Origin of the sequence: Microbacterium testaceum (assembly GCF_020781835.1) — a bacterium.
GTDB lineage: Bacteria > Actinomycetota > Actinomycetes > Actinomycetales > Microbacteriaceae > Microbacterium > Microbacterium testaceum_H.
Genome location: NZ_JAJGNJ010000013.1, coordinates 33084 through 51735 on the forward strand (window position 1 = coordinate 33084; position 18652 = coordinate 51735).

At 67.3% G+C, this 18652-nt stretch carries 21 protein-coding genes; 13 read left to right on the forward strand and 8 right to left on the reverse strand.

Translation table 11 applies throughout. From position 1 onward, the window contains the following. Nucleotides 1-34: 34 nt before the first annotated feature. From LL239_RS15825 to LL239_RS15860, 8 genes are read right to left on the reverse strand one after another with little or no spacing between them, the layout of a single operon-like run. Nucleotides 35-1282 carry a M23 family metallopeptidase gene (locus LL239_RS15825; RefSeq protein WP_228164384.1) on the reverse strand — a complete coding sequence of 416 codons (1248 nt, stop codon included), beginning with the start codon at nucleotides 1280-1282 and terminating at the stop codon, nucleotides 35-37. A gap of 6 nt (nucleotides 1283-1288) precedes the next feature. Then, a complete protein-coding gene (locus tag LL239_RS15830; RefSeq protein ID WP_005052735.1) occupies nucleotides 1289-3319 on the reverse strand; it encodes a hypothetical protein in 2031 nt (676 codons plus the stop codon). After that, nucleotides 3316-5838 (reverse strand): ATP-binding protein, encoded by a 2523-nt coding sequence (locus LL239_RS15835; protein ID WP_005052733.1) that lies wholly within the window; start codon nucleotides 5836-5838, stop codon nucleotides 3316-3318. Before LL239_RS15835 ends, LL239_RS15830 begins: the two co-directional genes overlap by 4 nt. A 14-nt stretch (nucleotides 5839-5852) precedes the next feature. Beyond that, a complete protein-coding gene (locus LL239_RS15840; protein WP_005052730.1) occupies nucleotides 5853-6068 on the reverse strand; it encodes a hypothetical protein in 216 nt (71 codons plus the stop codon). 2 nt (nucleotides 6069-6070) lie between these two features. After that, nucleotides 6071-6646, reverse strand: a complete 576-nt coding sequence (locus LL239_RS15845) for a hypothetical protein (RefSeq protein ID WP_005052728.1) — start codon at nucleotides 6644-6646, stop codon at nucleotides 6071-6073. Between the two features lie 10 nt (nucleotides 6647-6656). Continuing rightward, nucleotides 6657-6980: a hypothetical protein gene (locus LL239_RS15850; protein WP_005052725.1), complete on the reverse strand. Its 324-nt coding sequence runs from the start codon at nucleotides 6978-6980 to the stop codon at nucleotides 6657-6659. Between the two features lie 16 nt (nucleotides 6981-6996). Further along, nucleotides 6997-7986, reverse strand: coding sequence for a conjugal transfer protein (locus LL239_RS15855; RefSeq protein WP_005052723.1), 990 nt, complete (start codon nucleotides 7984-7986; stop codon nucleotides 6997-6999). Beyond that, nucleotides 7986-8222: a hypothetical protein gene (locus LL239_RS15860; protein ID WP_005052720.1), complete on the reverse strand. Its 237-nt coding sequence runs from the start codon at nucleotides 8220-8222 to the stop codon at nucleotides 7986-7988. The genes LL239_RS15855 and LL239_RS15860 overlap by 1 nt, the downstream gene beginning before the upstream one ends. A 312-nt stretch (nucleotides 8223-8534) precedes the next feature. Between LL239_RS15860 and LL239_RS15865 the strand changes: the two genes are divergently transcribed. The 13 genes from LL239_RS15865 to LL239_RS15925 all read left to right on the forward strand — a co-directional run bounded on the left by LL239_RS15865 (nucleotide 8535) and on the right by LL239_RS15925 (nucleotide 18647). Beyond that, on the forward strand, nucleotides 8535-9299 hold the full coding sequence (locus LL239_RS15865) for a hypothetical protein (RefSeq protein WP_005052717.1): 765 nt from the start codon (nucleotides 8535-8537) through the stop codon (nucleotides 9297-9299). Nucleotides 9300-10155: 856 nt separating this feature from the next. Beyond that, nucleotides 10156-10830 carry a ParA family protein gene (locus tag LL239_RS15870; protein WP_005052715.1) on the forward strand — a complete coding sequence of 225 codons (675 nt, stop codon included), beginning with the start codon at nucleotides 10156-10158 and terminating at the stop codon, nucleotides 10828-10830. Nucleotide 10831: 1 nt separating this feature from the next. Then, the gene (locus tag LL239_RS15875; protein ID WP_005052713.1) at nucleotides 10832-11431 is read left to right on the forward strand and encodes a hypothetical protein; all 600 of its coding nucleotides are present in this window, start codon (nucleotides 10832-10834) and stop codon (nucleotides 11429-11431) included. Nucleotides 11432-11549: 118 nt separating this feature from the next. Then, nucleotides 11550-12242, forward strand: a complete 693-nt coding sequence (locus tag LL239_RS15880) for an SAF domain-containing protein (protein WP_005052710.1) — start codon at nucleotides 11550-11552, stop codon at nucleotides 12240-12242. Nucleotides 12243-12248: 6 nt separating this feature from the next. Continuing rightward, nucleotides 12249-13076: a hypothetical protein gene (locus LL239_RS15885; RefSeq protein ID WP_005052708.1), complete on the forward strand. Its 828-nt coding sequence runs from the start codon at nucleotides 12249-12251 to the stop codon at nucleotides 13074-13076. Next, on the forward strand, nucleotides 13073-14698 hold the full coding sequence (locus tag LL239_RS15890) for a CpaF family protein (RefSeq protein WP_005052704.1): 1626 nt from the start codon (nucleotides 13073-13075) through the stop codon (nucleotides 14696-14698). The genes LL239_RS15885 and LL239_RS15890 overlap by 4 nt, the downstream gene beginning before the upstream one ends. A 1-nt stretch (nucleotide 14699) precedes the next feature. After that, entirely contained in the window at nucleotides 14700-15566 is an 867-nt protein-coding gene (locus LL239_RS15895; RefSeq protein WP_005052702.1) for a type II secretion system F family protein, read from the forward strand. Continuing rightward, nucleotides 15563-16444, forward strand: coding sequence for a type II secretion system F family protein (locus LL239_RS18080; RefSeq protein WP_005052700.1), 882 nt, complete (start codon nucleotides 15563-15565; stop codon nucleotides 16442-16444). The genes LL239_RS15895 and LL239_RS18080 overlap by 4 nt, the downstream gene beginning before the upstream one ends. A gap of 101 nt (nucleotides 16445-16545) precedes the next feature. Beyond that, complete coding sequence (locus LL239_RS15905; RefSeq protein WP_005052697.1) at nucleotides 16546-16740, forward strand: hypothetical protein; 195 nt, start codon at nucleotides 16546-16548, stop codon at nucleotides 16738-16740. Between the two features lie 15 nt (nucleotides 16741-16755). Beyond that, a complete protein-coding gene (locus LL239_RS15910; protein WP_005052695.1) occupies nucleotides 16756-17169 on the forward strand; it encodes a TadE/TadG family type IV pilus assembly protein in 414 nt (137 codons plus the stop codon). After that, nucleotides 17169-17618, forward strand: coding sequence for a hypothetical protein (locus LL239_RS15915; protein ID WP_005052692.1), 450 nt, complete (start codon nucleotides 17169-17171; stop codon nucleotides 17616-17618). The genes LL239_RS15910 and LL239_RS15915 overlap by 1 nt, the downstream gene beginning before the upstream one ends. After that, on the forward strand, nucleotides 17615-18025 hold the full coding sequence (locus LL239_RS15920; protein WP_005052691.1) for a pilus assembly protein TadG-related protein: 411 nt from the start codon (nucleotides 17615-17617) through the stop codon (nucleotides 18023-18025). Before LL239_RS15915 ends, LL239_RS15920 begins: the two co-directional genes overlap by 4 nt. 10 nt (nucleotides 18026-18035) lie before the next feature. After that, nucleotides 18036-18647 (forward strand): hypothetical protein, encoded by a 612-nt coding sequence (locus LL239_RS15925; RefSeq protein ID WP_005052688.1) that lies wholly within the window; start codon nucleotides 18036-18038, stop codon nucleotides 18645-18647. The last annotated feature ends 5 nt before the right edge of the window (nucleotides 18648-18652 follow it).

Genomic DNA, 18652 nt, shown 5'->3' on the forward strand with positions numbered 1-18652 from the left:
ACATGCCGCGAGTTGACTCGGTTTTCCAGGGGGGTCAGAGGCGTCGGCAAGTGCCGTCTGTGGGACAGATCTCGATGCCATACAGGCGGAGGAACTCTTCGGGGGTCACGTAGCCGGCGTACTGCGAGGGGGCACCGAGTGCAGTCGCCTCCTGCAGCCCGGCGACGGCCTGATTCGTCGTCCCGTTCTTGTTGACGGCCAGGTGCAGGTGGCATCCCCCACTGGGCGGCACGTTCCCGACGACACCGATCTGCTGGCCGGCGGTGACGGTGTCTCCGACGTCGACGAGCCGCTCGCTCTTGTACATATGCAGGTAGGACACCACGAACCCATCGGGGTGCTTGATCGACAACCACAGTGAGCTGCTGAGAGTCACCGTGCCCGGCAGGACCGCGTAGACAGGGTCGCCGCACGGGTTTGGCCAGCGCTGCAGGTCGATTCCGACATGCCAACTCGACGCACCCGGAACGGTGATGTCGCGCGGCCCGTAGCCGGAGGTCATCTGGTAGCCGGCCGCAAGGGGGAAAGCGGCCTGCCCGACGACAGTGCTGCTGTCGCAGCTGATCGACCCGCCGACCGCGGTGATGATCTGCTGTGCTGCGGGCTCCCACTTGTCGTAAGCGGTCGGGTATGCGGAGACCTGCACGGTCTGCGCGGCCTCCCCCAGCCCCATGTCCTCCCAGCCGGGGATGTCGAGCAGCCCACGCGGCGATCCGCCGTTGGGGCCCTCCTCGCCGCCGAAGAACGCCTTGGCTGCGTAGAGGGGGTCCATGAGCTCCTCGACGGTGCCCCAGCCCGACACACGCTGCTGGAAGTAGTTGACGGAGTCGTGGTCGCTGCCGACCGCGTCGTGCGGGTAATCGAGGGACTCAGGCACGGAGGAGTTGGCGTACATCTTCAAGCCGGACTCCTGCAGCGCGGTCATGATCGCGATCTGCTGGCCCCGCGCGGACACGCCCAGTGAGCGGGCGACCGAGAGGATGGTGGCCGCGTGGCCGAGCTCCGTCGCACCGAGGGTGCGGGTCGATCCTCCTGTGGTCTGGACCTCGAGCTTGTCGGTGGTCAGCGACCCCGCGGTGCACTGCGACGACCCACCGCCGGAGGCGCCGGCGATCGCCATCATCAGGAACATCGTGTAGCCGGCGAAGAGCACCACCGGCACCAGCACGAGCGCGATCACCCAGAGGACGACCTTGCGCGAACCACCACCGTCCCCGTCGTCTCCCCCATTGACGGCGCCGGCGACGTCGGCAGAGCGCTCGAGTACTCCCGATGCGGACATGCGGGGTTACTTCTGTGCGATCGCGAGCCGGGCGCGCATCTCACCGCTGCGCGGAGAGCGAGGCGCGCGCGCCGGCAGGGACGAGATGTCGACGACACCTGACGAGGGGCGCCGTTCGATGTGTCCCATGCCCGAGGAGTCGACGACGATCCGTCGAGGACCGTCCGGGGTGCGCGTGGGCGCCGGGCCCTGGTCGACGACCATCGAGACCACCTTCGGGTCGCCCGCAGCTCGCGGCTTGCTCGCGCCTGCCGCGGCCGCGGAGACAGCCTTCGACGCTCCCTTGCTCGCGACTCGGCCACCGACCTCGAGCGCCGCGGCGCCGGCGGCGCCGGCCACACCGCCCGCTGCGGCACCCTTGCCGATCCGCGCGGCCGTGAAGACCAGGTCCGCGGTCTTCGAGGCCTTGGCGGCAGCACCCGCGCCAGCGCCGCCCCCAGAGCCCATCTGAGGCGACGGGAGGGCGGGACGGCTCGGTGAGCCGCCAGAGGGCGTCGAGGGCGGCTTGGGAGCCGCGGGCGGGCGTGTAGCGGTCATTGTGCCGATGTCCTGCGCAGCCCCCGCGCCGAAGTTGATGGAGCGCGCGTCGACCTTGTTGTCAGGGCGACGCAGCGCCGCGGCCGCGACGGTGGATACGGCGCTCATCGCCGCGACGGTCTTGACCCCGTCGCGCTGCGCCGGCGCGCCCTTGCCGATGCCGTACTTGGAGAGCTGCTCGGCGATCGACCGGCCGGTCTTCTTGGCAATGCGACGCGCTCGGATGATGAGGAACAGCAGCACGATCATCACCAGCGTCGCAAAGGTCATCTGCGCGACGAGCGGGATTCCCAGGCTGCTGAGCCCGGTGATCGCTGCGACGGTGAGCTTGAGGACGGCCGCCATGACGACTGCCATGAAGACGATGGCGACCAGGCCCATGAAGGTGTCGGCGAGGGACTTCCACAGCGGGTATCGGTTGACCGGGAGGATCCCGATGTAGACGTTCCACATGGTCTTGAGTGCGGAGATCAGGAAGCCGAGAACCGTGACTAGGAACAGCACCCCGAAGGCCATCGGCAGGATGAACAGGGTGAGCGCTCCGGGGGTCATCGTGACGGCCGTGAGCACCTGGCCGAAGTTCGGATTCTGGTTGAACGTCTTCGCCGCCTCGTCGCACCCGCCGACCGCGTCACGGACCTCGTTGCCGCCGGTCTGGATGGGCGCCGAGTTGGTCATCGTGTCGGTGAACGTCGCGGCGCACTGCCCCTCGAGGGCGTGGCCGAACGCGATCGTCTGCGCAGGGATCTTCACGAAGATGTCGACCAGCTGCGACGTGACCGCAGCTGACAGCAGGTTCTCGGAGTCGAGCTCCGTGCTGTTGATGTCGTCGGTGACGACGACGGCAGCGATCTGACCGCCGTACTCCTGGGCGGTGTCGAATGCTCCGCCTGCGGCGGTGAGCGAGGCGATCGGGTTAGCGAGCAGACCGGTCGCCAGCACCGCACAGCACGCAGAGATGAACAACTCCGCCCACCCGGTGGAGTGCCGGCCGAGCATGATCGCCAGGCCCGCGACACCGCCGGCGATCGTCAGCGCGAACGGGATCCATGCGATCTCGCCGAGGAAGTCCTGCAAGAGGTCGGCCAGCGCGCCGAACGGTGCCGCGACGATGTCGACCCACTCGAAGGAGAGCAGCCAGTTGCAGAACCAGATCATCCACGACACCAGACCCAGATGCCCGGTCCAGATCGGGTCGATCCACATGGAGATGAAGAACTTCCCCATCGTGAACACATCGCCGCGGTCCAGTGGAAGCACCGTGTAGTTGGTCAGCGGGACGCCGTCGCTGTCAGTGATGTCGCCGCCGAGCATGAACGGGGACGAGCCGCCGCCGTCAGCGGCGAAGGCCCAGTACGTGTTGCCGAACAGGACCAGGAACAGGTCGATCAGGACGACGGCGATGACCTTGCTCCACCGCGGGTGATCGTGCGCCCAGAAACGGACCCGCCAGAACGCGCCGCCCAGAGTCTCGAAGGTGTGCCGGTAGAAGGTGATCATGGTGTCACCAGAGACGGGGTCGACAGCACGGCTTCGCGGCGGTCGGGGCGCTCGGGCAGCGTCTTGCGGAACTTCCCGATTCGACCGCGCTGGTCACGGATCAGTCCCTCGCCGCGCCGCTCCGGGGCGACCTTTCCGTCCGCCCCGAGCGGGGACAGGTCTTCGGTGACCACCTGGACCATCGCCGGGTCCGCGGGCTCGCCGGTCAGCCACTCGATCGCGCGGCGAGCGAGCTCCTTGTCGGTCTGGCGCATCACGTAGCGGGTCTTGAGCAGGCCTCGGGTCTGGGTTTCTCCGAAGTCGGCGGGGTCGTGCGAGCCGAGGGCGAAGAACGCGCGGTGCTTGCGACCGTCGCGGATGCCGATGCGCAGGTCGCGCTCTCCCTCCGGTGACTGGGTGATGTGGTGGCACTCGTCGAAGTAGGCGCCGGCGAGCTCGCCGGGGTTCATGAAGCAGACCTCGCGGGAGATCCCCATGAGCATCGCGTACATGGCGCGGCCGTAGATCTTTTCCAGGGGCATCTCCTCGAACAGGTGCGCGTGCTCGAGCTCGGTCTTGTCTGGCAGCGACAGCCCATGGGTGAGGAAGACCAGGGCACGCGATTTCAGGTCGACAGCGGTCAGCCCGTCATTGAAGAGAACCTCGCCGATGTCCTTCGACGCGACCAGGTTGATCAGGCCCGACAGCTCATCGCTCTCCGCCGAGGAGATCGTCTTGAGGTGCGCCCGCAGGCGACCGAGGCTGGTGATGTCGTGCGCGGCGACGTACTCCGGCTCGAGGAGGCGGGACAGGGCGACGCCTCGGGAGTCGCGGGCCCGGATGCCGAGCATCACCGCGAAGAGCGACTGCACCATGCGTGCGCCGACGAGAGGGCCGAACACCCGCAGCGGGTCCAGCGAGTACTCCGGGGTCATCAGGTCAACGATCGTCGTGGTGTCCGGCCGGAGGCTCTGCGCGAAAACCGCGTACTCCTTGGCCTCTGTGCGGTCGATCGCGACGACGCGGCCGTTGCGGTCGACCGTGTCGCCCATGTCTCCCTTGAGCAGCACGCTCTTGCCGGCGCCGAGCTCGGCGACCACGCCGAAGCTGGCGCTGGTGTCGGCCTGGATACTGCCGTCCGCGTCGCGGAGGATCGGGGTGTGCCGGGCGGTGCTGATGTTCTCGCCGAAGCGGGCGCCCTTCTCGTCTCCGAGCTCGTTGCTGGAAAGCGGAACGCCGGTCGCGAACTCCCGGCCCGTCGTGATCTGGGTGAGCTCACGGACGATGCGCCCGGTGGGCGTGCCGGGGATCATCGCCCACCAAAGCTCCTCCTGACCTCCCAGGGGAGCCTCGAGGAGGAAGTCAGCGCGCTTGTACTCGTCTGCCACGAACCGGCCCTTAGCCTTCGCGAGATCGGCGGTATCTGCCCCCACAGCGAACAGCACCGTCGCCTGAACCTCGACCTCCTTATCGGAGCGGTTGAGGGAGGCGTGGTAGGCGGCCAGCGTCTCCGCGATCTCTCCGAGGTCGGATCCGCCGCCGGTGATCGTCGCGGTGCCCTCCTGGTGCTTGTACTGCTCCTCGAGGGCGGTTTCGGCCTTCTTGTTGCGACGCTTGACCTCGTCGGCGCCGGTGACGGTGAAACGGATCCCCCAGTCGACGTCAAGGGGGAACTGGTCGACGTGTGAGATCCACTCGACGCCGGGCGAAACCCAGCCGGCCTTGGGTGCGGCGACCATGGCCTGCACCACCTGGTAGGACGACGTCTCGTCCGCGTAGGGGCTGTGCACCTTGAGGTAGCGGCGCTTGAACGGGAGGAACTGCTGCCCCTTGGGAAGGTCGCTCTGTCCGCCTTCGTCGAGCCATGGGTTCGGCATCGCGGAGGGCATCTGGAAGTGCGCGAGCTCGTCGACGCCGAATCCGTCCTCGGTACCCTCGGCGGGCGGGACAGGGGCGGCGAGATCTGCGGAGAGGCCGCGCTGCTGCGAGTGAAGGGCGATCCAGATCTGCTCGGCCGGCGTTGCACGGGTCGGCTGGAACGCGGCCGGGATGCGAACCTCGATCTCCTTGGCCATCCGCGCGGCCGCAGCGATCTCGGAGTCGGTAGGCAGCTGACGGGGAAGAGCCAACGTGTCGCGCAGCTTGGTGTCGGCGGCGCGCACTGCCGACCTCGCGCGAGCCTTCATCGAACCGGCCGCGAGCGGGACCGAGAACCAGAACGCGCGCGTTCCAAGCGGGATCTGCTCGAGCGCGTCCAGGGTCAGCTCGACCTCGCGCGCCCAGTCCGGACACTCGTCGATGCGAACACCGTCCAGCATCCGCTCCACGACAGACACCGGATCCAGGTCAGCGCACAGCCCCAGCAGCAGTCCCTCGCCCCGGTGCGCCTGGAAGAGCGCCTGGTGGTGCGCCTTGACGAGCTGCTTTGCCGCCGTGGTGGCGTAGGCATACGGGAGCGGCTGCAGCCGCCACGTAGCCCAGACCACGCCCGAGCGGGTCCACATCAGGTTGCTCGTCATCGCTGTTGCCGGAATCTGCATCGTCGTCTCGTTTCTCAGTCGGTCGGCGTGGCCAGCAGCAGATCGCGACCGCCGCTGAGGGGTGCCGTGATCGGCGTGCCGCCGAGGATGGGGAGGAGGGCTGCGTAGCTCGTGGTAGCGGGGTCCGCACAGATCGGCCCACGCGCGGTCTCCGCCTTGACCACGAGGGTCTTGATGACGTAGCCGCGGCCTCGGCCGATGATGCCGAGCGGGATGTCGGTGTTGTTCATGGTCAGTTGCCTCCTCGGGCTTGCTGCAGCAGGCGCTCGACGCCGCTGACCGCGTGTGCGGGTGCGTGCGCCGGCAGCGGCGTCGAGCGCGGCTGCAGGACCGGCTGCGCCACGACGGGCGCTTCCGGTGCGGGTGCGGTGGTCTCGCTATCCGGGGTGGTGAGCGTGGCTCCGACCGGCTCGGCGATCGTTGTTCCGCCGCCTGCGAAGTGGGGCGGGCGAACCCGCATGGTCACTCCGCGGTAGCGGCCGGCTGCGGGGCGGGTCATCGCGGACAGGCCGCTGGTGATGATGCTCAGCAGGTTCCGGCGTGTGGCCGGGATCCTTCCGGCTCCCCACGCTGCTCCCCAGGACACGAAGGCAGCGACGGGGATATCGACGATCGGAGAGCCAGTCCCCCACACGCTCTGCGTCAGCAGGGCGACGACCAGGACGATCGCCAGGACGACGCCCTGCGTCAGCGTGTAGGGGCCCCCGGGGATCTTCGTGCCGTCGTGGAGACGGCCGATGAACTTTGGGAACCGGCGGCTGCGCGTGTAGAAGCGCGCAACCTCTCTCTCTTCGTCGCGATCGGCCACGTTCGCCCCTTTACGCGACCAGCCGGTAGACCGTGTCGCCGGCCGCGGTGGTGGTCTCGTTGAGCACCAGGGCGTCCGCCGGAGCTGCGATCTGATGGATCGTGACTCCGATGGCGTCGACGGTCTCGGTCTGGATGAGGCCCATGACCCACTCGCCACCGCCGGCGGCGAGGAACATGGCCAGGCCGCACGCGATGCCGGTGATGATGGTCGTCGCCATGGCGAACCGCACCTTGGCGGCGACGACGAAGAAGATCACTGCTGCTGCGAGAAACACGACCGCCCGGAAAGCAGTCGTCGCATCAGCGGTGATCCCGTTGATCCAATCGAACATGGTTGGTGTTCCTTCCTTAGTTGCCGTTACCGGACGGTGTCGGCGTGGGGGTTGTCGATCCCTTGTCGGAGACCGCTTGCGGTGCAAGATCAATGGCGCTGACCTCCCAGCGGGAGGCACGCGCGGTGAGGGTGAGCGTGTACGTCGAGGTCACTTGCTGGTCCAGCGGGCTCAGCAGTGAGACGGTCGCGAGCACCTTGAGGGTGTCGCCATCGCTCGGGGACTCCGTAGGCGTCAGGTCTGACCGCATCTCCTCGACGTTGACCATCACGTAGGGGGCGGGCGAGATCGCCACGAAAGATGTGTCCGGGGCGCTGTATCGGGACAGGTCACCCGAGCCGGCAAGGTACGCGCCGAGGAACGCCGACACTGTCTCCGCGGACGGGTCAGAGGATCCGATGGTCTGCTTGTAGACCAGCGACGTTGTCTCGCCCTGGACGGGAGCGGAGATCTGGGCCGGGAGACCGACTGCCCTCACCGTGTCCCCGTTGACCGCGATCGCCACCTGGAAGTAGCGGCGCGGCCAGCTCGTCGTGCTGGTGTCGTCGGAGTCCGTCACCGACAGCTCCTTGATGTTCGCCGCGACGACGACGTTGACGAAGTCCGAGCCGTCGACGGGCGTGATGGAGACCACGGACAGGTCGCGGTACTCCCAGGCCGTGACCGACAGCTGCCGCAGCGCCGCCAGGTCGACGTAGGTAGCCAGGTCGCCCGGTGCGTCCTTCGTCGCGCTCAGCCACGAGGAGACGAAGCCCTCCGCGTAACCGCCGGCAGCCTGCTGCTGCGTGCTCAGTCCCGCTGCCTGCGCCTCGGGCGCTGCGGCGACGACGGGCGCCGGACGTGCGGCCGCGGCGAAGAGCGCGATAGGCCCACACGCGATCGCGGCGAACAGAAGCGCGGACAGCAGCTTGCCGCCCAGCTGCCGACCATGGGTCCAGCTGCTCCCCTGTGCCGGGACGGTCTTCGTCTCCTTGGCCGGCTTCGACGTCTTCTCACGACGCGCCATTATGCAGCTCCTCCCACTCGCAGCTGCGCCACCCGCAGAGCTGCCGGCACCGCTGCCGAAAGCTCCTCAACCGCCTTCACCACGCGACCATGCGTGGAGGGGTCGAAGGGTGCGTCGAGAGTGCTCGCCACTGCTTCCTCGAACCCCTGGCGCGCACGGATCGCGCGTGCAGCGTCGGGCTTGAATCCTTCCCACATGGCGTCGTCGGCGCTGTCTGCGGTGCTGCTCTCGCTCACGTTTCTGTCCCTTCCGCGGAGTCCTGATGCCTCCCGACCAACGGGGGCATATCTGTATAGGCCGGGTTTTCGGCCCTTCGCGGACATCGCGGATCGAAGAAATCTTGCGTGGATATTGCGCCCATGCAGCGAGGCATGGAAACCGCCCCTGAACAGGTATTTACAGCATCGGATCGCAACTCAGATCCACCGAAGCCAGCATCCGCCGATCGGGCGCTCTCCTGCCCGGCCGGAACTTTCCAGGATCTGAACCAGGGGTGCTGAGGAACGTGGCCCTTCGTCAACCGACGTCACGACGAAGGGCCATTTCTCATGACTGCTTGGGCGAAGACATCACCTCTTGCCGACCAGCTGTTCGATGAGTGGAACAGCTTCCACTCCCACACCACTCACCACTTCGGAACGCTCGGCGAGCTGACTGGCGATGAGGCCGTGAACCTCATCCGGCAGCCGCAAGCTCCCGAACAGCGCGACGCGCTCCTGCTCGAGCTGCTCACCCTCGAGCACGCCGGCGATACCATCGCCGGCCGCGTCCTGCTCAAGTCGTTCATGCCGCTCGCGCTGCGGCTGCCGAGCAGCTGCAGCAGCATGCGCAGCCTGTGGCAGCACTCCCCCGCCGACGCCCGTACCGCGACGATCGGCGTGCTCTGGGAGGTCATTCACACCTACCCGCTCGAGCGGGTCCACTCCGTCTCCGGAAACATCCGCCTCGAGACGATCAAGAACCTCGGAGTCTGGTTCGGCAGCGAGCACAGCGTCGACGCAATGCCGGTCGAAGACGAGCTGCTCGAGAAGATCGCAGGCCCCGACGAGAGCGATGACGTCTTCCGGGATCTGGTGACGATCCTCACCTGGGCGATCGACTCCGGCACCCTCCGCCGCGACGAGGTCCAGCTGCTTGCTCGCATCGAGCTCGCGGAGGGTGATCCCGGTGTGGCGCGTGAGGAAGCAGCTGTCGAGCTCGGCGTCAGCCGGGAGACGCTCAACCGCCGAGTGTGCCGAATCCGCACCAAGCTCATGCAGGCCGTCAGCGGCGACATGGAGGCCAAGGTCTCCTACGCCCCGCGCCGCAGCTGAGCCAACCCGCCATCCAGGGGGCAAGCGCAGTCGACGAGTCGAGCGCTCCCCACAGGCCGGAGCAACACTCCCGCTCCGCCCCCCCAGACAGACAGGGCCTCTGGATGGCCCCCAGGGGCCCTGTCTTCCCCTCCGCCTCACTCGGAGCCCTCCTCATGGCCGAAATCGCCTCAGCAGGCCGCACAGGCCCGTCTACGCCCGCATCCATCGTTTGGATGCCCCACCACGACTCCATGACCAGCCCTCGCGACACCGCGCACCCCACCATCGCCAGCGCCGCGCTACACACGCGCCACCCCGCCGCCATGCTCTGCGCTGTACCCTCGCAGCAACACCGCGATAGCCTCCGCCACTCCCCCGCCAGATCACCGCATCACTTGCGCGATACGCTGAGCAACCCCCGCGCCATACCCGCGCCAGCCATCCGCAATATCAACTGCAATATTCGCGCTATTACATCGCCCTACCCGCGCATGCTGTTGCGCTCTAACGTGCGCATTACGAGCGCCCGGCTGTCGCCTGTACGGCCCCTTACTTGCGCATTGCTTGTGCCCGTATGTAGCCACTATGGCGCGGGTCTTGTTTTAGATGATGCGCACTGTCAAGCGCTCTGCTTGCGTTGTTCTTGCACCGACAGAGCGCGTTCATCGCACAGTTCTAGCGCCGTAGCTCCACATGCTCTAGCGCATGTGTCGCGCCAGACACGCGCGATTGTTGTTGCATATAGGCGTGAATGTGACGCTATACTGGCGCCCATGAACCCGCCACAGTTGCCCCATACCCGCGCCACACATCCGCACACCGCGCGCTCGACTGGCGCGACCGCTGCCAACGCCCTCAGCCGTGGAGGCCGATCGTGAGAATCATCGGCGTCTGCAACCAGAAGGGCGGGGTGGGCAAGACCACCACCGTCATGAACCTCGCGGCCGCGCTGTCCCGCGCTAACAATGTGCTCGTGGTCGACGTCGACCCGCAGCAGTCCGCAGCACGCTGGGCCGAGCGCGCGGGGGATGACCTTCCGTTCGACTTCGCCGCCGACGTCGACCCCAACAACATCATGGGATTGCGTGACCTCGACGGATACGACATCGTCCTCGTCGACACACCTGGCAGCCATGAGAACACCGGCGTTCTCACCGCAGTCCTGCAGGTCGCCGACTTCATCGTCCTGCCGCTCGAAGCGGCCACCATGGCCATCGAGTCCGTCGCGGACACGCTCGCCGAGCACATCATCCCGACTGGGGTGCCCTACCGACTCCTGCTGAACAAGATCGACACCCGCCGAGGCGGGCGGCGACTCGAGGACTGGGAAGAGCAGCTCGACACCGTCGAGTTCATCGAAGGACAGATCGGACTCCCGCGGTTCCAGCGTCACATCCGCCTGTCCGCGAGCATCGAGGACGCTCCCTACGACGGCAAGGTCGTCACGCAGTACACCGATTCCCGCAAGAACCAAGCAGCGATCTCCGACTACACCAGTGTCGCGTTGGAGCTCACATCGCTGTGGGCCAACCAGATGAAGGAGGCCTGACGTGGCACGCCAGGATCTCGGAAAACTCACCCGCCGCGCCGTGCCGACGCCGGCTCCCGCAGAACCCGTGGAGCCCACCGTCGACCAGGCTCCGCCCACCGAGCCCGTCCCTGCAGCGGCGGTCGAACCTGCGGCCGCTCCTGCGAAGAAGCAGGCGCCGCGCAAGCAGCCGACTCGCACGACCCGCGCGGAGGACGAAGACGGGGGAGAGGGGGAGGAGCGGGAGACCGCGACCAAGGGCGTCCCTGTCCACCTTCCGGTCCCGCTGAACGACCGACTGCAGGCGTACATGGCCAAGACGCGCAAGAGCCACCAGACGGTCCTCCTGGACGCCGTCTCGGCCACCTATAAGCGTCTTCCTGAACTGATCCGCCAGGCCACCGCCGGCGGAGAAGAGACTGACGAGGACTGGACGGATCTGTTCAACCGGCAGAAGCGTCCCGCCCCCGTCACTGATGCGGGGCCTCGCGTCAAGCACACCGTGCGCGTTGCCCCGTCGTACCGCGCGATCCTCGATCGCGTCACCGCTGAACTCGATGCTCCCTCCCGGAACTTCGTCATCATCACCGCCTACGAGGCATTCCTTCCGCCTCTCGAATAGACGGTGCGGTGTCCAGCTACAGCAGAAGACCAGCTGTCGCGACAGCGGTATATGAGACACTCACCGAACTGCTTAGACACCTACGCCACATCCGCCCACGTTGAAGGACTGACTTCCAATGACCACCACCACTGACCGCAAGAGCAAGCGCACGAAAGACACCACCGAGCAGGGCGAGCAGAAGCAAGGACTCACTCCTGCAGTCCTGCAGCCGACGAAGTCTCGCCGGCGCCCCGCGATCATCGCCCTCGGCATCGCGCTTGTCCTCCTCGGCGGAATCGGCGTGTGGTGGGTCACCACGAACCTCACCCGCACCGTCAGCGTCATGGCGACCAGCGTCGATGTCTCACGCGGGGAGACGATCACCACAGACGACCTCACGACCATCCAGCTCGCCGGCGGGCAGCAGGTCGACGCCGTCTCCGCCGCGGATGCCGCCGACCTCGTCGGAACCACCGCGCTGGTCGACCTGCCCGCTGGCACCCTCATCACGTCGGCCAACACCGGCGACACCCTCGCGGTGCCGTCCGGCTCCTCGATCGTGGGCGTCACGCTCACCCAGGCGCAGATGCCCGGCTACCAGCTCGCAGCAGGCGACAACGTCCGTGTCGTCGAGACCCCCGTCACTCAGGGCGACCCGCCCGTCGAAACCCCCAAGAGCTTCGACGCCACGGTGTTCACCGCCACCTACGACACTGAGACCCAGGTGTGGGTTGTCGACCTGGTCGTGCCGAACCGTGAAGCACCCGACATCGCCGCTCGTGCCGCCACCGGCCGTGTCGCGCTGGTCATCGACTCGACGGGGGAGTGACCCCGCATGGCGATCATCTTCCTTGCCAGCGCGTCCGGCGCCCCCGGCGTGACCACCGCCGCCGGCGCCCTGGCCCTCAACTGGTCCAAGCCCGTGATCCTCGTCGAGGCTGACACCACCAAGACCAGCAGCATCATCCCCGGACTCATCCGCGGGCAGGTCTACCACAGCACCGGACTGACCGAAGCGGCCGTCGCAGACCAGTACGGCGCTCTGACCCCTGACAAGCTCTGGGAGCAGACCGTCGAGCTCAGCCCCCGCTCAGTGCTCATCCCCGGCTTCAAGAGCCTGCAGGGCGCCGCCGGCGCGGGCCCCCACTTCTGGCGGGCACTGCTCGACGCGCTGCGACCCTACGAGTCCGCCGGTTACGACATCCTCGTCGACGGCGGGCGCCTCCACGTCAACGACCCTCGTCTCCCGCTACTGCGCGAGGCGGACAGCATCACCCTGTTCACCGATCGCACGTTGCCCTCCGTGGCAGCCGTGCTCGCACACTGGCGATCCCTCGACGAGAACCGCAACACCGTCCCCGAGTGGCTGCTGAACACGCTCAACGAGATCGGGCACGCCAGCTACGTGGATCTCCTCGTTACCGAACGCTCCACCACGCAGGAGACCTGGCCTCTCAAGACCGTCACCAAGCAGATCGGCATGAACCTGCTGGGCACCATCCCCTGGGATCCGAAGGGCGCCGCTATCTACTCGGTCGGCGCACCCACCCTCGGTGCCCAGCGCACCCCCTACTCGCGGGCCATCGGCGCACTGCTGCACAGCTACAGCGATGTCCTCAACACCCGCACATACACAACCACCGACTGGGAGGGACAGCAGTGAGCGACTCCACGCCCGACCCTGCAGACCTGGGCAACATCCCGTTCTTCACCGCGCCAGCACCGGCCACCGCGCCGGCACCGGCAACACCGCAGGCACCAACGACCGCACCGGCCGACACGGGCCTGCGCAACCTGGGACACGCCGCCGCGCACCTGACCCGTGCGGCGCAGCGGAACGCTCCGGCCGAAGCCGCCCCCACGACACCTGCTGCTCCGATCGTGCCGACACCGCCCTCCACCCCCGAACGGCCTGCACCCGAGGTCACTCCGCAAACCACCCTCGACGCGCGCAGCGATCTGCCCTGGGCCGACATCGCCGCCATTCGCGACGAGGTCTCCCGTGAGCTCGCCGCGGTATTCAGCGAGTCCATGGACATCACTGCCGAGCAGCGCGAGCAGACAGCGCAGGACCACATCGTTGACCGGGTCCGAGCTCGCGTCGACGACCAGACCCGACGCCCCGGCGAGGGCCGCTGGCCGGCGCCGATGCAGACCGCGATCCGGCAGGCCGTCTTCGACCAGCTGTTCCGCCTGGGTCGGCTGCAGCCGCTCGTCGACGAGCCCGACGTTGAGAACATCCACATCAACGGGTTCGACGACGTCTGGATCTCCTACGCGGACGGCCGCGTGGTCAAGTACCAGTACCCGATCGCCGAGAATGACCGTGAGCTCGAGCGAGAGATCAACCTGCTCGCCGCCCGCTCGGGTGAGGGCGGACGATCGTTCACGAGCGCCCGGCCGCGACTGCACATGGACCTGCCCGGCGGAGCGCGCCTGGCAGCGATCGCCGAACCCGTCGCCACCCGCCCCACGATCGTCATCCGTATCCACCGCCTCGTCGACGTCACCCTCGACCAGCTCGTGGAGCGCGGCACCATCACCCGCCAGGCGGCAGCCTTCCTCCGCGCGGCCGTCATCGCCGGGGTCTCCGTCGTCACCAGCGGCTTCCCCGGCGCAGGCAAGACCACACTGCTGCGCGCGCTCGCCGACTGCATCCCGGCCGAGGAGAAGATCGTCACAATCGAGATGGAGCGTGAGCTCTACCTTCACAAGATCAACGACCGCCACCCTCGAGTGGTCTCGCTCGAGGCGAAGCCGGGGGAGGGGGAGCGTGGCGCCGATGGGCGGCTGCCTGGTGAGATCACCCCCGAAGACCTGGTCTACGACACCCTCCGACTGGACACGCAGCGCTTCATCGTTGGTGAGGTCCGCGGGCCTGAGATCTACGCCATGATGCAGGCCATGCAGTCCGGTGTCGGGTCGCTGTCCACTCTGCACGCCGCCAGCGCAGACGACTCGATCGACCGCATGTCGGCGCTGATGCTGTCGCGCGGCAACAACACGACCCCCGTGTACGCCTACCGGATGATCGAGCAGAACATCAAGATCGTGGTGCAGATCTCGAAGATCATCGACCCCGCTACCGGCAAGCCCCGCCGCGTCGTCACCGAGATCGCCGAGATCCTGCCCGGCGAGGAGCAGAACAACTCCCGCCCTGTGGCTTCTCAGGTGTTCCGCTTCGACCGATCCACCGGCAGCCTCATCACCGCTGACATGCCATCGCCGCGGCTCCTCGAGGAGCTCAAGTTCTACGGCTTCGATCCCGCGAACCTGGGAGTGTGAGATGACTACCGCAACCCTCGCTCTGTGCATCATCGTCGCGGTGGCCGGCGCGATCCTGGTCATCCTCGGCGCCGCCCATAAGCCCAGCACCAGTGGGCTGCCCACGCGCAGCGCACTTCGCGGGAAGGCGACACGCGACTTCACCCGCACGCAGCAGATCCAGCTCGTCGGCGGCGCCGCGGTCGGTCTGGTGTTCGCGCTGATCACCGGATGGTGGCTGCTCGTGATCGCGGTGCCCGTCGCCGCTGTCGGCCTGCCATGGCTGCTGCAGAAGGGCCCCGAGGAGAACACGATCGCCAAGCTCGACGCCCTCGAGTCCTGGACCCGCAGCCTCGCCGGCCTCACCGTCTCCGGTGCCGGCCTCGAACGCACCATCGCCGCATCGCTGAGCAGCTGCCCCGAAGCGATCCGCCCACAGGTCACGCAGCTCGTCGCGCGCATCAACGCCCGGTGGACCACCACCGCGGCGCTGCAGGCGTTTGCCGACGATCTCAACGACGAGACCGCGGACGTGCTCGTGATGCATCTTCTCCGCAAGGCCGAGCTCCGCGGCTCCGGTCTCGCCGCCTCGCTCGAGGATCTCGCCAAGAGCATCTTCGAGCGGGTCAAGATGCGCCGACAGATCGAAGCCGACCGCGCCACCCCGCGCAACGAGGCCAGGTTCGTCGTCTACTTCACCGTCGCGCTGCTCGTACTTCTGGTCCTCGCCCAGCAGTACTCCGCCCCCTACGGCACCCCGATCGGTCAACTCCTGTTCGCCGCGTACCTCGTCAGCTACGCCCTCGTACTGCTGTGGATGCGACGCATCAGCCGCGGCGTGCCGGCACCCCGTCTGCTCGTTGCCTCCGAGAAAGCTGGTGAGAAGTGAACCTCGCACTAATCGTCCTCCCTGGCCTCGTCCTGGGGCTCGGCTTCGCGCTGGTCATCGCCGCACTGGTGCCCACCCAGCCCAGCCTCTCCGCAGCGCTCGATCGGATCGGCACCACCACCGTCGCCGCCGACCCCGCCTACGCCGCCACCCTTGAGAACCGGGTAGGCTCAGCCGTCCTCCGTCGCGTCGGCGACAGCCCCTCGCTCAAGATCCCCACCCGCGATCTGCGCCTGATCGGCATGAGCGTCAACCGGTTCCTGTACCAGAAGGTGCTCTCCGCCGGCCTCGGCCTCATCGCCCCCATCGCGATCGGACTGATCTTCCAAGTCCTCGGCCTGACCGCGTTCTACATCCCCGCACTGTTCGGCATCCCCCTCGCCATCGGCGGCTGGTACCTGCCCAACCTGCTCGTCCGCGACCAAGCCGAAGCCGCCCGCAAGGAGTTCTCCCGCTCGGTCGCCGTCTACATGGAGCTCGTCGGATCCGAACGCATCAGCGGCGCCCCTCCCGGCAAAGCCCTCGAGTCCGCAGCCCAAGTCGGACGCAACTGGGCCTTCGTCCGTATCCGCCAAACCCTCACCGAAGCCCGCTACGCCGGTACCGCCCCCTGGGACGCGCTCGAGCAGCTCTCCGTCGAGATCAACGTCCCCGACCTGGGTGAAATCGCCAAGGTGATCAGGCTCTCAGGGGAGCAAGGAGCATCGGTATATGAGACACTCAGGGCACGGGGGCAGAACCTCCGGGACCGACTTCTGAATGACGAAGTGACGGAGGCGAACAAAGCAACCAACAAGATGACCATCCCGATGACCCTCACCGGCGTCCTCTTCATGCTCCTCCTCGGCACACCGTTCGTTCTCAACGCTTTCTTCTGAAAGGTTGTTTATCCACCGATGTCCGCGAAGGCTCCAAACCGGGGCCTATACCTAGTAGACCAAGCACCACCCACCCAGAGAGAGAAAGGAACCAGGATCCTATGTCGACCCTGAGCCGAGAGTTCCTGTCCCGCATGCGCGGGCGGGCAGCTCGCTTCACCGAAGAGCCCGAACGTGGCTCCATCACCCTCGAGCAGGTCATCTGGACCGCCGGGATCGCGCTCGCCGCGGTGGCCGTCGTGGCGATCATCGTCACCGCGATCAACGCCTACGCCGGTCAGATCCCCACCGGCTGAAAGAGCCACCCGCAGATGGTCCGCACCACCAACCCCGGTCACCGGCAGCGCCTCAGAGAAGCGCTCGCCGGTGATCGGGGTGCGGCCACGCTGCAGAACACGATCATCGCCCCGGTACTGCTGCTCGTCCTCGCGGTCTTCCTGCACCTGGGCATCATCCTTCACGCCAACAACCTCGCCCACGCCGCCGCCACCAGCGCCTACAACGCCGCCCGCGCCTACAACGCCAGCGGAACAGACGGCTCCACCGCCGGCCTCGCTGTCCTGAACCAGTCCGGCTCACCGATCAGCGGCGCGTCCGTCGCGGTCGACCGCGGCGCCAACACCGTGACAGTGACCGTCACCGGCAACGCCCCCTCCTTCGTCCCCGGACTGACCACCAACATCGACGTCACCGTGACCGGCCCCACTGAAAGGTGGGTCAACTGATGCGCACCATCCGCACCCTCATTGCCAAGCTCCGCGACGACCGCGGCTCCGCCGGCCTCGAGATCGCCATCCTCGCCCCGGCCCTCGCCGCCGTGCTCGTGCTGCTCGCAGCTTCCGGACGTCTCGCTCTGGCCGGCAATGCCGTCGAGTCCGCAGCGTCAGCCGCAGCTCGCGAAGCCTCGCTCGCGCGCACCACAGCCGAGGCGCAGGAAGCCGCCGAAGACATGGCGCGGATCTCGATGGAACAGTCCGGCGTCAACTGCACCACCCTCTCCGTCAACATCGACGCCTCTGGCCTGAGCGCCCCGATCGGGACCACCGGCCGAGTCAGTGCGACCGTCTCCTGCACCGTCGCACTCAGCGACGCCGCCATGATCGGCCTCCCCGGCACCCGCGACCTCACAGGCACCGCTGCTTCTCCGGTCGACGCCTACAGGGAGCGGCGATGAAAACCATGATCCAGAGGCTCCAAGCCAAGTTCCGTGACGACAAGGGCGTCGCGACGATCTACTTCGTCATCATGACCGTCGCGTTCCTCGCGATCGTCGGACTCGTCGTCGACGGCGCCGGCAAGGTGCAAGCCAACCAGCAGGCCTACACCACCGCAGCCAGTGCCGCCCGAGCCGCAGCGAACGCGGTCAGCGGCCAAGCGATCATCGACGGCACCACCGCGATCGACAGCAACCGAGCCGTCAGCGCCGCCAACGGCTACCTCGCCGCCGCTGGCGTCGGAGGAAGCGTCGCCGTCAGCGGCGACCGCATCACCGTCACCGTCGACACCGACTACTCGGCAACCTTCCTCCCCGTGCCGTTCCCCGTCCAAGCCACAGCCACCGCAGAGCTGATCACCCAATAGGAGCCCCACCATGAGCATCAAGCGCCTCGCCATCGCCGGCATCATCGCCGCCGCACTGACGCTGACCGCATGCACGGGCACCGGCAACCAGAACCCCACCGCCAGCCCCACAGACACCCCGACCCCCACGCCTACCGCCAGCAACGCACAGGTTCCGCCGCCGGCGAGCGAGGATGAGGCGATCACCGCAGCGGAGACCGTGCTGACCCAGTACTTCGTCACACGGGGCGAGGTCAACGCAGCTGGTGGTACCGATACTGCGCCGCTTGAGGCGTGGGCGACCGGGCGAGCTCTCGAGGTCGCTGTCAACGATGCAGCTGGCATCGCAGAGGGGCCGATTCTCAACGTCGACCAGGTGAACGTCGAAGGCCCCGCAACCACAGAGGGAGCGATCAAGTACGAAACGGTTGCTTCCTACGGGCAGGAGTGGGAAGGCATCGAGAACGGTCTTGTCACGATCAATGCCTGCCAGGACGCGAGCGAGTACAAGGTCTGGGCTAGCGACGGGTCGGAGGCCATGCGCCCCGAAGCTCGCAGCACCTTCGACTACCAGGTCGTCTACGACAGCGAGAGCGAGACCTGGCTGGTTTACAACCTGATCAGTCTGGGGGAGAGCTGCTGACCGTA

What these genes read in the sequence shown, in the direction of transcription:
- LL239_RS15855 (WP_005052723.1), bottom strand. Translation starts at nt 7,986, where the DNA reads ATGGCGCGTCGTGAGAAGACGTCGAAGCCGGCCAAGGAGACGAAGACC.
- LL239_RS15835 (WP_005052733.1), bottom strand. Translation starts at nt 5,838, where the DNA reads ATGCAGATTCCGGCAACAGCGATGACGAGCAACCTGATGTGGACCCGC.
- LL239_RS15825 (WP_228164384.1), bottom strand. Translation starts at nt 1,282, where the DNA reads ATGTCCGCATCGGGAGTACTCGAGCGCTCTGCCGACGTCGCCGGCGCC.
- LL239_RS15915 (WP_005052692.1), top strand. Translation starts at nt 17,169, where the DNA reads ATGCGCACCATCCGCACCCTCATTGCCAAGCTCCGCGACGACCGCGGC.
- LL239_RS15850 (WP_005052725.1), bottom strand. Translation starts at nt 6,980, where the DNA reads ATGTTCGATTGGATCAACGGGATCACCGCTGATGCGACGACTGCTTTC.
- LL239_RS15880 (WP_005052710.1), top strand. Translation starts at nt 11,550, where the DNA reads ATGACCACCACCACTGACCGCAAGAGCAAGCGCACGAAAGACACCACC.
- LL239_RS15910 (WP_005052695.1), top strand. Translation starts at nt 16,756, where the DNA reads ATGGTCCGCACCACCAACCCCGGTCACCGGCAGCGCCTCAGAGAAGCG.
- LL239_RS15905 (WP_005052697.1), top strand. Translation starts at nt 16,546, where the DNA reads ATGTCGACCCTGAGCCGAGAGTTCCTGTCCCGCATGCGCGGGCGGGCA.
- LL239_RS15830 (WP_005052735.1), bottom strand. Translation starts at nt 3,319, where the DNA reads ATGATCACCTTCTACCGGCACACCTTCGAGACTCTGGGCGGCGCGTTC.
- LL239_RS15885 (WP_005052708.1), top strand. Translation starts at nt 12,249, where the DNA reads ATGGCGATCATCTTCCTTGCCAGCGCGTCCGGCGCCCCCGGCGTGACC.
- LL239_RS15925 (WP_005052688.1), top strand. Translation starts at nt 18,036, where the DNA reads ATGAGCATCAAGCGCCTCGCCATCGCCGGCATCATCGCCGCCGCACTG.
- LL239_RS15895 (WP_005052702.1), top strand. Translation starts at nt 14,700, where the DNA reads ATGACTACCGCAACCCTCGCTCTGTGCATCATCGTCGCGGTGGCCGGC.
- LL239_RS15840 (WP_005052730.1), bottom strand. Translation starts at nt 6,068, where the DNA reads ATGAACAACACCGACATCCCGCTCGGCATCATCGGCCGAGGCCGCGGC.
- LL239_RS15920 (WP_005052691.1), top strand. Translation starts at nt 17,615, where the DNA reads ATGAAAACCATGATCCAGAGGCTCCAAGCCAAGTTCCGTGACGACAAG.
- LL239_RS15865 (WP_005052717.1), top strand. Translation starts at nt 8,535, where the DNA reads ATGACTGCTTGGGCGAAGACATCACCTCTTGCCGACCAGCTGTTCGAT.